We start from the raw sequence: 13,021 nt of genomic DNA on the forward strand, positions 1-13,021 counted from the left end.
AGCCAGGAGGCCGCGGCGAACGACGCGACGAGGATGCCGGCGCAGCAGGCGACGGCGAGCCACGCCTCGTGGCCCACGGCGGCACCGGTCGAGGTGTGCCCCATCCACAGGCCGCGCATGGTCTCGATCACCGCAGTGAACGGCTGGTTCGCGGCGATCGGCCGCAGCACGGCGGGCATCGTGCGCGCGGGGACGAACGCGGTGCTGACGTAGGGCAGGAACATGAGCACGAACGTCGCGGCGTTCGCCGCCTCCGGGCTGCGCAGCAGCAGGCCGAACGCGGCGGCGAGCCACGACATCGCGAGGATGAACAGCACGATCATGGCGGCCGCCGCCGCCCACTTTGCGGGGCTGGCGTCCGGACGCCAGCCGACGCCGAGGCCGACGGCGATCACCAGCGCGGTGGCGAGCAGGTTGCGCGCCAGGCTGGCGACGATGTGGCCGGACAGGATCGCCGACCCGCGGATGGGCATGGAGCGGAACCGGTCGACGATGCCGCTGCTCATGTCGGTGGCAACGGCGACCGCAGTCGTGCCGGCGCCGAAGCCGGCGCACAGCACGATGAGGCCGGGCACCACGTAATCGGCGTAGCCGCCGTGGCCGGTGTTGATCGCGCCGCCGAAGATGTACACGAACAGCAGCATGAGCACGACGGGCAGCATCAGGGCCGTGAAGAAGGCCTCGGGGTCGCGGAGCGAGCGGCGCACGCAGCGCGTGATCATCACCTGGGTGTCGCTGAGAGCTAGGGCGTAGCTGGCGGTCATCGGATGCCTCCTGTCAGGGACCGGAAAACGTCGTCGAGGCTCGGCCGGCCCACCGACACCCGCGAGGCGGGCGCCCCGGCGGTCCGCAGCGTGCCGAGCAGGTCGTGCACCGAGGCCGCCGAGCCATCGGTGCCGACCTCGATGGTGCGCAGCCGCTGGTCGGCGCGCAGGATCGTCAGCGCGCCGAGGGCGCGCTGGTAACCGTCGCCGTCGCCGAAGTGCAGCCGGACGACCTCGCCGCCGAGGCTCGACTTCAGCTGGTCGGCCGTGCCGCGAGCGACGATCCGGCCGTGGTCCAGCATGGCGATCCGGTCGGCGAGCTGGTCGGCCTCCTCGAGGTACTGGGTGGTGAGCAGTACTGTCACCCCCTGGTCCGCGAGGCCCCGGACCGTGCCCCACAGCTGTTCCCTGCTGCGCGGGTCAAGGCCGGTTGTGGGCTCGTCAAGGAACAGCAGCCGGGGCCGCGCGATCATGCTGATCGCGAGGTCGAGCCGCCGTCGCATTCCGCCCGAGTAGGTCTTGACCAGGCGGGCGCGGGCGTCGAGGAGACCGAATTCGGCCAGCAGCTCCGCGCTGCGGGCTTTGGCCGCGCGCGGCGCGAAATGCAGCAGCCGGGCCATCATCCGCAGGTTCTCCTCGCCGGTGAGCATCTCATCGACGGCGGCGTACTGACCGGTGAGGCTGATCGCGCGCTTTACCGCGACCGGGTCGGCGAGCAGGTCGTGACCTGCCACGGTCACAGTGCCCGCGTCCGGGCGGATCAGCGTGGCGAGGATGCGGATGAGGGTGGTCTTGCCGGCCCCATTCGGACCGAGCAGGGCGAAGATGACCCCGGAGGCGACGTCGAGGTCGACCCCGTCGAGGACGGCCTTGCCGCCAAACGATTTGCGGAGTCCGCGCACACTAACTGTGTATGTCATACACAGAATGTATATTGGGTACACAGTTAACGTCAAGAGGCTCGAGCCGGAGAGGGGGCGACCAGATGCCAGAGGCGGGCGAACAGGTGCCGTTGCCGCCTGGCCTGGACCTGCTGTGGGGGCGTCGCGAGCGAGGCAAGCGCGGCCCCCGCGCCGGGCTGTCGGCGGACGCCATCGTGGCGGCCGCCGTTGCAATCGCCGACGCCGAGGGGCTCGAGGCGGTGTCGATGGCGCGGGTCGCGAAAAAACTTGGCTTCACGACGATGTCGCTCTACCGGCACGTCTCCGACAAGGACGAGCTCCTCCAGATGATGTGGGACGCCAGCGCGCAGGGCGCGGAGGGCCTGGTACTCGAGGGCGACGGCTGGCGCGCCAAGCTGCGCATGTGGGCGATCATGCAGCGCGACGTCCTCGACCGGCATCCCTGGATCACGCAGATGCCGATGGCGGCGCCGCCTGCCGGGCCGAACTCCGCGTACTTCCTCGAGCGCGGCCTCGAGGCGCTCGACGGCACCGGCCTGCGGGACGCCGACAAGCTCCGGATGCTTGGCCTGCTCAGCTCGTACACGCTGAGCGAGGCCCGGATGGCGTACGACGCCGCCCGCGCGGCGAAGCAGGCCGAGGCGGCCGGCCAGCCGGACGCGACGGCGCCGCCGCCCAGCTACGAGGCGATGCTCCGGGTGCTCATCGACGAGGAGACCTACCCCCGCCTGTACCGAATGGCCTGGTCGCCGGAATCGGGCGAGCAGGACGACGAGCGCACGGAGTTCTTCTTTGGCCTCGACCGCATCCTTGACGGCATCCAAGCCTTCATCGACCGGACCCGCGAGGGCGGGTCAGGCTGAGCGCATGGCGCGGTAGAGGTCGCGAAGCAGCGCGATCTCGGCGCCGTGGTGCAAGATCTCCTGGTTGACCCACCACACGATGTCCACGAACATCTCGCCCGGGTCGCTGCCGTACGGGTACGTGCTGTACCCCACGGTGTCGAGCGCAGCGTCGTCGGCGCCGGTCAGAGCCGCCCGCCACGCTTCCGCGGCGTCGCTGAAGCTCCTGACGGCACCCATGGCGTCGCCGCTGTTGCGGTAAGTGTCGCTGGTCATGTCGCGGTCGCCGACCGTGTAGTCGGCGCGGAGCGCGAGCATCTCGCTGATGTGGCTGAGCCGCCAGGCGATGGTGGTGAACGGCGGCGGATACGGGGGCTCAGGGGCCGAGTCACGCCCCCACTCCCCTGCGCCGAGCAGGACCGTCGCGCCCTGCCCCGGCCCGTCCGCCCGGCGGCGGACCGACCAGCCCGGGACCGGTTTCCACAGGTATTCCTCGTCCGTTATCGGCGGTACCGCGATCGGCATGCCGTTGCCGCTGTCAACCTCGGGGCCAGTCATCCTGTTCAGCAAGCGCAGGCAGGCCCAGTCGAACTGCTCGAGCAGCGGCACGAGCCGCGGAGGTGTCGCCATACGTATGATTCTTTCCGCCCGCGGAACGAGGCGCACCCCCATTTACAGCGCTCGATAAGGTCTACACTCGTGCAGATGAGTGCGAACGTGCCCGACGAGGACGCCGCCCTAGCCGAAAAGCTACGTGGTTTCGACACTTCCGTGCCCAGCCCGGCACGGATGTGGAACTACTGGGTAGGCGGCAAGGACCACTTCGCCGCCGACCGGGAGGCGGCCGACCAGATCATGGCCGCGATGCCCGCACTCCCCGCGATAGCCAGGTCCGTGCGCTACTTCCTGATCGACATCGTGCACAGCCTCACCATCGATTACGGCATCAGGCAGTTCCTCGACATCGGAACCGGCCTGCCCACCGCGGACAACACCCACGACGTCGCGCAGCGCGCCGCGCCGGAGTCCCGGATCGTCTACGCGGACTACGACCCGGTGGTGCTCGCGCACGCGAGGGCGCTGCTGACCAGTTCCCCTGAGGGGAAGACGGACTACATCGAGGCCGACCTGCGCGAAACCGACACGATCCTGTCGGCCGCCGACAGGACACTGGACTTCAGCAAGCCGGTCGCCATCTTGCTACTGGCGGTGCTGCACTTCATCCCGGACGAAGATGACCCGTACACGATCGTGCGGAAGCTGATGGACGAGGTGCCCTCCGGCAGCTTCCTCGTCATCGTCCACGCGCCGAGCGACCGCAGTCCTGAGGTGATGGCGGAGCAAACCCGGCGCTACAACGAGTCGGGCGCCGAGTTGATGAGCCCGCGCAGCCAGGAGGAGATCCTGCGGTTCTTCACCGGCCTCGAGCTGATCGGGCCCGGGGTCGCGCCGCTGTCGGAGTGGCTGCCCGAGGGGCAGGCCGGACCCGCCAGCGGCGAGGCCGTAGCGGGCGTAGGCAGGAAGCCGTAACCGGATAACCGCTGCAGGCCGTCCCACGACCAGCGCGGCAGCGGCAGGCCCGGCGGGATGTCGGTGTCGTCCGGGTGGGACAGTGCCACCTCATCCACCGCCCATTCGATGTAGCCGCGGATCGCGGCCCGGAACTCCGGGTCCGGCGGCCAGCCGGCGTCGTCGGCCGCGAGCATGAAGCAGTCCGCGAACCGGCGCCCTAGATCGCTCATGTCGCCGTTGCCCGAGTGCAGCCATACCACGTGTGCCTGGTCGGCGCACTCCGCCGAGTACATGGGCGGTCCGCCCATCGCCTCGGCCAGGTACGCGGCCAGCCGCGGCACGTGCTCCGGGTTCTGGTCCGCGTGCGAGAAGGGATGATTCAGCTCCGGGTCCGCCAGGCAGCGCGCGTGCAGCGCGGCGGCGAAGGGTTCGAACGCCTGCTCACCGCCCGCGAACTCGTACAGCGTCGGTCGCATACTCCGAGCATGCCACGCTGGTGGCCGGCCGACCACGGCCGGCCACCAGCGTGGGGCTAGCTGACCTCGTTGAGCTTGCCGGTGGCCACGTCGAAGACGAAGCCGCGGACCGACTCCTTGTGCGGGATGAACGGGCTGGCCAGGATGCGCGCCCTGGACTGCCGGACGTCCTCATCCAGATCCGGGAAGGCCTCCGCGGCCCATTCCGGCTTGATCCCGGTTTCCTCCTGGATCGAGCGCTTGAACCCGTCGTCGGTGAACGTCAGCATGCCGCAGTCGGTGTGGTGGATGAGAATGATCTCGGTCGTGCCGAGCAGCCGCTGGCTGATCGCCAGCGACCTGATCTCGTCGTCGGTGACTACGCCGCCCGCGTTCCTGATTACGTGCGACTCGCCCTCGTTCAGGCCGAGGATGGCGTAGACGTTGAGCCGTGCGTCCATGCAGGCGACCACGGCGACACCCTTGGCCGGCGGCAGCGGCAGCGGTCCGGAAAACTGCGCGGCGTAGGCAGCGTTGTTCTGCAAGAACTCGTCTGTTGCGCTCATCAGCGAATCTCCTCCTTGAGTTAGGCGTAGTTCAGCGGCCTCGCCAATTCCTACCCATTCAGTGGCGATTAGAAAGCCGTTAACGTTGGCTCATGGCCCGTTCTCAGTGGCATCGGTTCTATGTCTCATCGATCGCCGCGGCGCCGGAGTTGTTGTTCAAGCTGCTTTCTGACCTGCCGAACTACCCCAGCTGGCTGCCCGGGTCCAGTCAGTACGGAGGGACGACGGACGTCGAGCCCTATCCGGTCCGGCGCGGCAGCCGGTATCGCGACGGCAAACCGGACGATCCTGGCAAGGACTGGTGGGGGACGGTGACCGGCTTCCAGCCGCCTGGCTCGGTGGACTTCCACCACACCATCCACGTCAGGCAGCTCAGGGCGACCATCGACGTGCACATCCACTACTCGCTGGAGACCGATGACGGCACGACCACCGTCACTCGCTGGCTGGTCCTCGACATCGCGTTGCCCATCTACTTCCGGCCGCTGCGACCGCTGGTCACCCGCAGCTTCGACAAGGAGAACGTGCGGACGATGGCCGCGCTCAAGGCGTACGCCGAGGCCAACCGCTGATTTCCCGGAGTGCCGGGCGTCACTACTGGGACGGTAGGTCAGACGGATGGGAGCCGGATACGTGGACGCGCTGGTGAAGAGCAACAAGATCATGGCGGCAACGCTCTTCACGGAAGACCTGGAGCGGTCTAAGGAGTTCTACGCCGGGGTCTTCGGGCTGCCGGTGCACTGGGAGGACGCGGACTCCGCGGTCTTTTTGTTCGGCGACACGATGGTCAACCTGCTGCGGGCCTCGAACGCGCGGGAGCTGATCGCGCCCGCGTCGGTCGGCGGCCCGCAAACCGGGGCGCGCATGCAGTTCACGATCTGGGCGGACGATGTGGACGCGGTGTGCGATGAGCTCGCCAAGCGCGGGGTGACCCTGATCAACGGGCCCATTGACCGGCCGTGGGGCATCAGGACCGCCTGCTTCGCCGACCCGTCCGGGCACATCTGGGAGATCGCGGCGGACTTGCCGAAGAGCTAACCGCCCCGGCGGAACTCGGCGATCCATTCCGACGTGGCCTTGAGGCCGCCGAACGTGTAGAAGTGCAGCTTCACCTCGCCGTGCCGCTCGGGGTCGAGGCCGTCGGCCAGCGCGCGAATGAACTTGTCCGGCCCGGCGGTGCCCATCAGGTTGGTAATCGAGAACCCGTATTTCTTCGCGATCCCCGTACTGGTGCCGACGCCCAGACGGCCGGCCATGGTGACCAGCCGCCTGACCCCTGCCGGTCCTGGCACGCCGATCCGGACTGGCAGGTCGATGCCGCGCTCCCGGACCGCCTCGAGCCACTTCAGCACCGGATCCACGTCGAAGCCGAACTGCGTGATGACCACTCCCGGCAGCCCCAGCTGGCCCAGCGTCGCGGCCTTGCCCTCGAGCGCGCTCCAGAGCGCCGATTCCGAGATCGCCGGGTGCCCCTCCGGGTAGCCGCCCACGCCGACGTGCCGTACCCCGTACTGCTGGAGCATGCCGGACTTGATCACGGCGAGCGAGTCATCGAACGGCCCGAGCGACTCCGTCGGGTCCCCGGCGATGACCAGCACGTTGTCGCTCGCGTCCTCGGCTGCGAGCGCGGACAGGTACTCCTCGAGCAGGTCATGCGACCGCAGCCGCCGGGCGGAGATGTGCGGCACCGGCACGTACCCGAACCGCTTGACGGCCCGCACCGCGTCGAGCCGCTGCCGCCCGTCCTCGTTCTCCAGGAAGGTCACGTTGATCCGCGTGCCTGGCGGGATGGTGTCGCGGGCCTCTTCGAGCTTGCCCGCGTCCTTTCCGGTCATCTCCAGGGAAAAGTCATTGAACAGAGTTTCCACGTGCCGCCAATCCACAAACTCTGTACTGCCTTGTGCCGTAATCGTACGGCTTAGCGTGCGAAAACTCGCCGGGCGAAATGCATTATTGGGGCTGACCACAAAAGCACCCGTGCGCGATTAGGAGCGCCGGTATTGCGTCCGGGCGTGCGGGTCGTACGGCGCGGGCGCGACCGTGGCGCGGATGTGCGGGAAGCTCAGGTCGGCGTCTGGAGACGTGCCCGCGCCCGGGTACTCGCCCCACACGACCGGCACTTCGGTGCCCGACCGCGACACCCCGCTGCGCGCCGTTCGGCCGCGGTTCGCTGACCGGGCCGTGGAAATGCTCGGGCCGTCCCCGGTTGCCCCGTTTTCAATCCCGGTATTCAGAACGGGCGCGGCCGACTCCCTGGCCGAAATCCGCGCCGCCCACCCGCCCCCGGCCGGGTGATCGTCCGCGAATCAGCCTGACGGGTCCCACCGGGTCAGCACCTCGTCCGGGAGCTCGTCCGGCGTCAGCCTGACAGGCCCTGCAGCCGGGTCAGCACCTCGTCAGCCAGTTCGTCCGGCGTCAGCTTGTCGGAGCGCAGCAGCAGCGTGCCCGGCGGCACGCGCGCGGCCGCCGCGATGCCGCGATCGAGGTTGCGCAGGCAGAAGTCGCGCCCCTGCTGATCGCGCTCGGGGTCATTGGGGACGAGCACGCGGTCGGTGATCCGCTGCCGCAGCACCGCCGGGTCCAGATCGAGGAAGACGTGCAGGACCTCCTCGCCGCCGACGCGCAGGCCGTCCAGGATCTCGGCCAGGTAGTTGTCGTTGATCAGCGTCATCGGGGCGATCAGCGTGCCGGCGTGGTGCTTGCGCAGCGAGAGAGCCGTCGCGATGACCAGCTCTCGCCAGCTTGGCAGGTCCTGGAAGTCGCCTGTGGACGCGGGCACCCAGTGCCTGAGCAGGTAGCCGACGTACTCGGGGTCGAACAGGACCGCCTCGGGGAGGCGCCGGCTCAGCTCTTCGGCGAGCATGGTCTTGCCCGCCCGAACGCGCCGTTGATCCAGATGATCATGGCCGCGTCCCCTGGCCGGCGCTAGCGGGCTGCGAGCTCGTCGTCGCCGTAGTCGTGGTCGGGGTGGTTGGCCTCGCCGAGCCGCCAGTAGCCGCGGGTGGTCAGCGAGCTGGCCGGGAGGCGCCGGCCGCCGATGAAGTATCTGCGGATGCCGCGCATCGCCGCGGCCTCGCAGGCCACCCAGACCTTGGTGCCGTCGGCGATCGCGGCGCCGCGCGCGGCTTCGTCAAGCTCGGCGCCGAAGGCGTCAGGGGTGCGCCGGTGATGCCAGGTGATCTCCGTCTTGGCCTGGCTGGCGAACTCAACCTCGTCATCGGCGTCGGCCACCTCGAGGTGCACCTCGGCGGCGGCGGCAGCGGGGAGCGCCTCGAGCAGCGTCGCCACGGCCGGGATCGCGCTCTCGTCGCCGGCGATCCACCAGCGCTCGGCGTCGGCGTCCATGACGAACCGCCCGCCAGGGCCGGCGACCGCGAGCTTGTCACCGGCGCTGACCCGCTCCGCCCAATCCGAGGCGGGACCCGCCCCGTGCAGCACGAACTGGATCTCCAGCGTCCCGGTGGTGGCATCGAACCGCCGCGGCGTGTAGGTGCGCACCGACGGCCGCGCGTCGTCAGGGATCGCCTGCCCCTCAGGCAGGAACTCGGGCAGCAGCGGCTCGTCCTGCCCAGGCGCGGGCAGGAACACCTTCAGGTGCGAGGTCGGCGCGGCGTCCGCGAACGCGTCAAGCTCGTCGCCGCGGACGAGCACCGACACGAGCCGGGGCGCGATCCGCGACACCGATACCACCTCGGCCCGCCGCGGCGGCTTCCGCCGCCGGGGAGGACGGCCGTCGCCGGCTGGGGTGGCTGGTGCTGCTGGAGTTGTCACACGTCTTCCTTCCGCTGAACGCCTGCACGCAGTCTAGGCGCTCGCGGAGGGGCTAGAACTTTTCCAGCGCGGGGATGATCCGCTCGGCGAACAGGTCGAACTGGCGGTTCTTGCTGACGCCGAGCAGCGAGCCGTGCGCGACGGTGAAGCCCAGTTCCGCGACCTCGTGCAGGCTCTCGATGGTGCGCTGCACGTTCTCGCCGTTCTCGCCGAGGTCGAAGCGGGTCTGCGCGGTCTTCTCGATCTCGCCGTAGTCGCGGCCCTCGGTCGCGCAGTGCTCGCGGAGCACCTCGAGCTTGTGCGCCGCCTGCGCCGGGTCGTAGACGGCGATGTTGCACGCGTCCGCGTAGCGGGCCACCAGCCTGAGGGTCTTCTTCTCGCCCGCGCCGCCGATCAGGATCGGCGGATGCGGCCGGCTGAGCACCTGCGGAGAGTTCAGCGTGCGGGCCAGGTGGTAGTGCTTGCCCTCGAACGGCGCTTCGGAGCCCGACCACATCTGCTTGCAGATGAGGATGGCCTCTTCGAGCCGCTCGAAGCGCTCGGCGGTGGGCGGGAAAGGCAGGCCGAGGCCGCGGGCCTCGTCCTCGTTCCACGCCGCGCCGATGCCGAGGATCGTCCGGCCGCCGGACAGCACGTCAAGCGTGGTCATCGCCTTCGCCAGCAGGCCGGGCTCGCGGTAGACCACCGCGGTGACCATGGTGAGCAGCTTGACCCGCTCCGTCTTCGCCGCCAGCCAGCCGAGCGCCGTATAGGCCTCGAGCATCTCGTGCTCCGGCGGGCCGATGTGGCCGATCTGCCACACGTGGTCCATGACGCTGATCCGGTCCACGCCCGCGAGTTCGGCGCGCTGGGCGATGTCGGCCAGCCGGAACCGGAGTTCCTCCGCGCCGCCGTCCCAGGTGAAATCCGAGATGTGCAAGCCCACTTTCATGGGCTCAACCCTAACGAAGCGGAGCCACCCTCCTACGTTCGGGATAAGGCTTTTGAATCCATACCTTTCAAGTCACGGGGTGGTGCCGGGTTTCTGGCTGCCCGTAGGCTGGCCGCGCCGTGCCCCGCTCGCTGGAGTTATGTAGGAGAAACGATGACGCTGCCGTTCGCCGATGCCAGGATCCTCGCCGACGGCGCCCGGGCGCTCGCGCTGGAAACCGGCAAGGCACTGAGCCTCGCCGTGGTCGACTACGGCGGCTTCATCGTGCTGGTCGAGCGGATGGACGGCGCCCGGCCGATGACGCCCTCTATCGCCCTGTCCAAGGCCTACTCGGCGGCCGTCATGCAGCGGCCGACCTCCATGCTGGAAAACTGGCGGAACTCCGACCCGGTGTTCTTCACCCAGGTCGGCCGGATGGGCCAGCACCCGATCGTCGCCACCAAGGGCGGGTACACGCTCAAGCGGGACGGGGAGATCATGGGCGGCCTCGGGATCTCCGGCGGCAGCCCGGACGAGGACCAGAAGATCTGCGAGGACGTGCTGCGGTCGGCCGGGTTCGACCTGGACTTCCCCGAGTGGGCCGGGACCGGGTCCCGGCGGCCGCACTGAGTTCACTGTTTCGCGACGGAGGCTGCGATGGCTGACCCTGAACGCCTACTACTGGGGAAACGAGAGCTGAGCCGCGGGCCCTACTGCTGGCCGGCCGCGTGGTAAGTCCTGCGGTGTTCCGCGAGGGCATCCATGCCGAAGTCGGCGGTCAGGTCACGGACGACCGAGTGGGCGTGATTGGCGTTGGTCTGCGTGTTGTCGTACTCCACGAGCAGCCGCTCATCCTGGAGCCGGTAGTAGACAGGTCCCCGGTCGGCGGAGGGCTCTCCGGCGTACGCGAAATGCAGGTCCGCGAGGCCGCTGCCGGTGTGGTAGCTCGCTAGCCACGGGCCGGCGATCTCCCCGGGGAAACGCCGCAGGTAGGCCTCCACGAGGGCGAGCAGCCGTGCCTGCCCGTCCGGCGTCAGCGCGCTGCCCGGCACGCCCTTGGGCCGACTGGTGATCGCCAGCACCTGGTGATCGCCGGATCCGTATCCGCTCCCCTCCTCTCCCACGGCGTCTATCTGGTCCAGCAGCGAGCTGAGCCGCTCGTCGGTGAAGCTGCCCCGCCACAGATCCTGCATGTGGATCATCTCGTCGCCGTCGAGCACCCGGGCCCGGTTGCCGCTAACGATGTCCGATATCGCGGACCGGTGCAGCACGACGGCCTGGCCGCGCTGGTCGAGGTCGCGGGCCAGCTCGCGGGCGATAACCTCCAGATCGCCGAGCGGCCGGAGCGTTTCGCCGGCGAGCAGGCTCAGTTCCGCCGGCAGCGCCCCGATGAAACACGGCGTGCACGACGCGACGCGCCCGTCGACGATCGTGTAGTTCACCGAGATGTGGTGACCGCCGCAGCGCCATCCCCAAGTGGCGTCTCCCGGTGACCCGAACACCCGGAAGTAGTACGCTCCGGGGTCGCGCCCGCGCTCCCGCCCCCAGTCGCGCGTCCACGACTCCAGCCGGTCCTGGACGTTCTCCAGGCTCATCACGATCGCCGCGAGGGCGTAACCCTCGAGCGAAAGCCCTGCCGCGAGCAACCGCATCGCGAGCTGCTGCTGCCCGGGACGCTGTTCGTTCAGCGTCAGGCCGCCGTGGTCCGTCGGCGTGTAGAACCACGTGGTCCGTTCCCGGTCACCGGCGCCAGGACCCGGGTACGCCGCAGCCGCCCGCTGGTCAGCGGTCAGGGACCGAAGCCACGAGTCCGCCGCGTTCGCCATCTCGGCCGCAAGGCTCACGCCGTTCATCACAGCACGGTTCCGGCCGATTGTCAGGTGCCGGAGATGAGTGATAGCGAGCGGCACTGATAGCAAGGGTGGCATGGATCACGTCGAAAGCGCGCGCAAGCCTGTCACTCCCGTCGGCATCGTCGGGGCCGGAATCGTGGGCCTGGCCGTCGCCAGGCAACTGGCCGGGGCCGGGGTGCCCGTGGTCGTCTTCGAGAAGGAGCAGGCGGTAGCCGCCCACCAGACCGGCCACAACTCCGGGGTCGTGCACGCCGGAATTTACTACGTCCCTGGCTCGGCCAAGGCGACGCTGTGCCGCCGCGGCGTCGGCCTGCTCCGCGCGTACTGCGCCGAGCGCGGGCTGACCTATGACGAGCGCGGCAAGCTCGTGGTCGCGCGGAACGAGGCCGAGACGGTCAAGCTGCGGGAGCTCGAACGGCGCTCGCTCGCCAACGGCGTGCCGGACATCCGGTGGCTGAGCGGAGCGGAGCTGCGCGAGCTCGAGCCTGACGTGGCGGGCGTCGCCGCGCTGCTCTCCCCCACCACGGCCATAGTCGACTACCCAGCCATCACGCGCTCGTTCGGTGACGATGTGATCAGCAGCGGCGGCGAGCTGCACCTCGGGACCGCCGTTACCGGAGTGCGGCGGATGAGCGATGACCGGGTGGACGTCGACACACCCGGCCGGTCGTTTTCGCTGTCCCGGCTGGTCGTCTGCGCCGGCCTGCAGGCCGACCTGATGGCCGCCGCGGCCGGCGACGAAGCGTCGCCAGAGATCGTCCCGTTCCGCGGCGAGTACCTGCGGCTGCGCCCGCACGCCAGGGACCGGGTGCGGCGGCTCATCTACCCGGTGCCCGACCCCAGGTACCCGTTCCTCGGCGTGCACCTGACGCCGCGCGTCAACGGCGAGGCGGACCTCGGCCCCAACGCGGTGCTCGCGCTCGCCAGGGAGGGATACCGGCGCCGTGACGTGTCCTGGGACGAGCTGTCCCGGCTGGCCCGCTCGGCGGCGTTCCGTCACCTGGCGCGGCAGCACTGGCGGACCGGCGTCCGTGAGATCCGCGGGTCGCTGTGGCGGCGCGCCTATCTCGCCGAAGCCAGGTCGTACCTGCCATGGCTGGAACCCGGCGACGTGACGAGCGCGCCGGCCGGAGTGCGCGCGCAGGCCGTCGACCGCGACGGGGCGCTTGTCGACGACTTCCGCATCCACCGGGTCGGCCCGGTGACAACCGTTCGCAACGCGCCGTCGCCGGCGGCCACGGCTTCGATGGCCATCGCCGAGCACATCGTCGCCGAACTAAAGCTTCCGCTCGGCACAGAAAGGTAGCTAGTCCGTGTTCATTGTTGATTCCCTGCCGCCCGCCGACGAGACCGCGAGGTGCTCGTCCCCGGCGAGCGGGGCCGCGCTTTGTTCCCGGTTTCTGTCGTTATAGCAGCAGTAAACAGGAACAAATCGAATACCAATCA

16 protein-coding genes and 1 pseudogene are annotated in these 13,021 nt (G+C 69.4%); 6 read left to right on the forward strand and 11 right to left on the reverse strand.

What is annotated here, in order from left to right:
* Together WA805_RS21140 and WA805_RS21145 are read right to left on the reverse strand one after the other, a co-directional pair.
* The coding region (locus WA805_RS21140) for an ABC transporter permease (protein ID WP_425243189.1) at window positions 1-764 on the reverse strand (764 nt) is incomplete at its 3' end.
* Window positions 761-1,684, reverse strand: coding sequence for an ATP-binding cassette domain-containing protein (locus WA805_RS21145; RefSeq protein ID WP_422327170.1), 924 nt, complete (start codon window positions 1,682-1,684; stop codon window positions 761-763). The genes WA805_RS21145 and WA805_RS21140, both read right to left, overlap by 4 nt.
* 65 nt (window positions 1,685-1,749) lie before the next feature.
* Here WA805_RS21145 and WA805_RS21150 point away from each other — a divergent pair, with 65 nt between their 5' ends.
* Window positions 1,750-2,529 carry a TetR/AcrR family transcriptional regulator gene (locus WA805_RS21150; RefSeq protein WP_422289171.1) on the forward strand — a complete coding sequence of 260 codons (780 nt, stop codon included), beginning with the start codon at window positions 1,750-1,752 and terminating at the stop codon, window positions 2,527-2,529.
* Here WA805_RS21150 and WA805_RS21155 read toward each other — a convergent pair.
* A complete protein-coding gene (locus WA805_RS21155) occupies window positions 2,521-3,138 on the reverse strand; it encodes a DinB family protein (protein ID WP_422289170.1) in 618 nt (205 codons plus the stop codon). The two genes, WA805_RS21150 and WA805_RS21155, sit on opposite strands and share 9 nt — an antisense overlap.
* Window positions 3,139-3,213: 75 nt before the next feature.
* Between WA805_RS21155 and WA805_RS21160 the strand changes: the two genes are divergently transcribed.
* Window positions 3,214-4,038, forward strand: coding sequence for an SAM-dependent methyltransferase (locus WA805_RS21160; RefSeq protein WP_422276034.1), 825 nt, complete (start codon window positions 3,214-3,216; stop codon window positions 4,036-4,038).
* Window positions 4,039-4,313: 275 nt separating this feature from the next.
* Here the strand turns inward: WA805_RS21160 and WA805_RS21165 are convergent.
* Window positions 4,314-4,496, reverse strand: a pseudogene (locus WA805_RS21165) (oxidoreductase); the annotation flags it as partial.
* A 56-nt stretch (window positions 4,497-4,552) separates the two neighbouring features.
* Window positions 4,553-5,041 (reverse strand): beta-class carbonic anhydrase, encoded by a 489-nt coding sequence (locus WA805_RS21170; RefSeq protein ID WP_425243190.1) that lies wholly within the window; start codon window positions 5,039-5,041, stop codon window positions 4,553-4,555.
* 92 nt (window positions 5,042-5,133) lie between these two features.
* Here WA805_RS21170 and WA805_RS21175 point away from each other — a divergent pair, with 92 nt between their 5' ends.
* Together WA805_RS21175 and WA805_RS21180 are read left to right on the forward strand one after the other, a co-directional pair.
* Window positions 5,134-5,613 carry an SRPBCC family protein gene (locus WA805_RS21175; RefSeq protein ID WP_425243191.1) on the forward strand — a complete coding sequence of 160 codons (480 nt, stop codon included), beginning with the start codon at window positions 5,134-5,136 and terminating at the stop codon, window positions 5,611-5,613.
* Between the two features lie 46 nt (window positions 5,614-5,659).
* Window positions 5,660-6,079, forward strand: a complete 420-nt coding sequence (locus WA805_RS21180; RefSeq protein ID WP_422340556.1) for a VOC family protein — start codon at window positions 5,660-5,662, stop codon at window positions 6,077-6,079.
* Here the strand turns inward: WA805_RS21180 and WA805_RS21185 are convergent.
* From WA805_RS21185 to WA805_RS21205, 5 genes are all read right to left on the reverse strand, one after another.
* Window positions 6,076-6,909 carry a methylenetetrahydrofolate reductase gene (locus WA805_RS21185; RefSeq protein ID WP_422287355.1) on the reverse strand — a complete coding sequence of 278 codons (834 nt, stop codon included), beginning with the start codon at window positions 6,907-6,909 and terminating at the stop codon, window positions 6,076-6,078. The genes WA805_RS21180 and WA805_RS21185 overlap by 4 nt on opposite strands.
* A gap of 117 nt (window positions 6,910-7,026) precedes the next feature.
* Window positions 7,027-7,182: a hypothetical protein gene (locus WA805_RS21190; RefSeq protein WP_422287357.1), complete on the reverse strand. Its 156-nt coding sequence runs from the start codon at window positions 7,180-7,182 to the stop codon at window positions 7,027-7,029.
* A gap of 218 nt (window positions 7,183-7,400) precedes the next feature.
* Window positions 7,401-7,904: an AAA family ATPase gene (locus WA805_RS21195; protein ID WP_424559152.1), complete on the reverse strand. Its 504-nt coding sequence runs from the start codon at window positions 7,902-7,904 to the stop codon at window positions 7,401-7,403.
* 62 nt (window positions 7,905-7,966) lie between these two features.
* Entirely contained in the window at window positions 7,967-8,812 is an 846-nt protein-coding gene (locus WA805_RS21200; RefSeq protein ID WP_422287359.1) for a siderophore-interacting protein, read from the reverse strand.
* A gap of 52 nt (window positions 8,813-8,864) precedes the next feature.
* On the reverse strand, window positions 8,865-9,743 hold the full coding sequence (locus tag WA805_RS21205) for an LLM class F420-dependent oxidoreductase (RefSeq protein WP_422287361.1): 879 nt from the start codon (window positions 9,741-9,743) through the stop codon (window positions 8,865-8,867).
* 153 nt (window positions 9,744-9,896) lie between these two features.
* On the opposite strand from WA805_RS21205, the gene WA805_RS21210 reads away from it, so the two are divergent.
* The gene (locus WA805_RS21210) at window positions 9,897-10,352 is read left to right on the forward strand and encodes a GlcG/HbpS family heme-binding protein (protein ID WP_425243192.1); all 456 of its coding nucleotides are present in this window, start codon (window positions 9,897-9,899) and stop codon (window positions 10,350-10,352) included.
* Window positions 10,353-10,432: 80 nt separating this feature from the next.
* On the opposite strand, the gene WA805_RS21215 is transcribed toward WA805_RS21210, so the two are convergent.
* Window positions 10,433-11,566, reverse strand: coding sequence for a DUF3500 domain-containing protein (locus WA805_RS21215; protein ID WP_425243193.1), 1,134 nt, complete (start codon window positions 11,564-11,566; stop codon window positions 10,433-10,435).
* An 82-nt stretch (window positions 11,567-11,648) separates the two neighbouring features.
* Between WA805_RS21215 and lhgO the strand changes: the two genes are divergently transcribed.
* Entirely contained in the window at window positions 11,649-12,881 is a 1,233-nt protein-coding gene (lhgO, locus tag WA805_RS21220) for an L-2-hydroxyglutarate oxidase (RefSeq protein WP_425243194.1), read from the forward strand.
* The last annotated feature ends 140 nt before the right edge of the window (window positions 12,882-13,021 follow it).

Origin of the sequence: Trebonia sp. (assembly GCF_049794275.1) — a bacterium.
Taxonomy (GTDB): Bacteria; Actinomycetota; Actinomycetes; order Streptosporangiales; family Streptosporangiaceae; genus Trebonia.

Coding starts and splice junctions, on each gene's coding strand:
- WA805_RS21145 (WP_422327170.1), bottom strand. CDS start 1,684: ATGACATACACAGTTAGTGTGCGCGGACTCCGCAAATCGTTTGGCGGC.
- WA805_RS21150 (WP_422289171.1), top strand. CDS start 1,750: ATGCCAGAGGCGGGCGAACAGGTGCCGTTGCCGCCTGGCCTGGACCTG.
- WA805_RS21155 (WP_422289170.1), bottom strand. CDS start 3,138: ATGGCGACACCTCCGCGGCTCGTGCCGCTGCTCGAGCAGTTCGACTGG.
- WA805_RS21160 (WP_422276034.1), top strand. CDS start 3,214: ATGAGTGCGAACGTGCCCGACGAGGACGCCGCCCTAGCCGAAAAGCTA.
- WA805_RS21170 (WP_425243190.1), bottom strand. CDS start 5,041: ATGAGCGCAACAGACGAGTTCTTGCAGAACAACGCTGCCTACGCCGCG.
- WA805_RS21175 (WP_425243191.1), top strand. CDS start 5,134: ATGGCCCGTTCTCAGTGGCATCGGTTCTATGTCTCATCGATCGCCGCG.
- WA805_RS21180 (WP_422340556.1), top strand. CDS start 5,660: ATGGGAGCCGGATACGTGGACGCGCTGGTGAAGAGCAACAAGATCATG.
- WA805_RS21195 (WP_424559152.1), bottom strand. CDS start 7,904: ATGCTCGCCGAAGAGCTGAGCCGGCGCCTCCCCGAGGCGGTCCTGTTC.
- WA805_RS21205 (WP_422287361.1), bottom strand. CDS start 9,743: ATGAAAGTGGGCTTGCACATCTCGGATTTCACCTGGGACGGCGGCGCG.
- WA805_RS21210 (WP_425243192.1), top strand. CDS start 9,897: ATGACGCTGCCGTTCGCCGATGCCAGGATCCTCGCCGACGGCGCCCGG.
- lhgO (WP_425243194.1), top strand. CDS start 11,649: ATGGATCACGTCGAAAGCGCGCGCAAGCCTGTCACTCCCGTCGGCATC.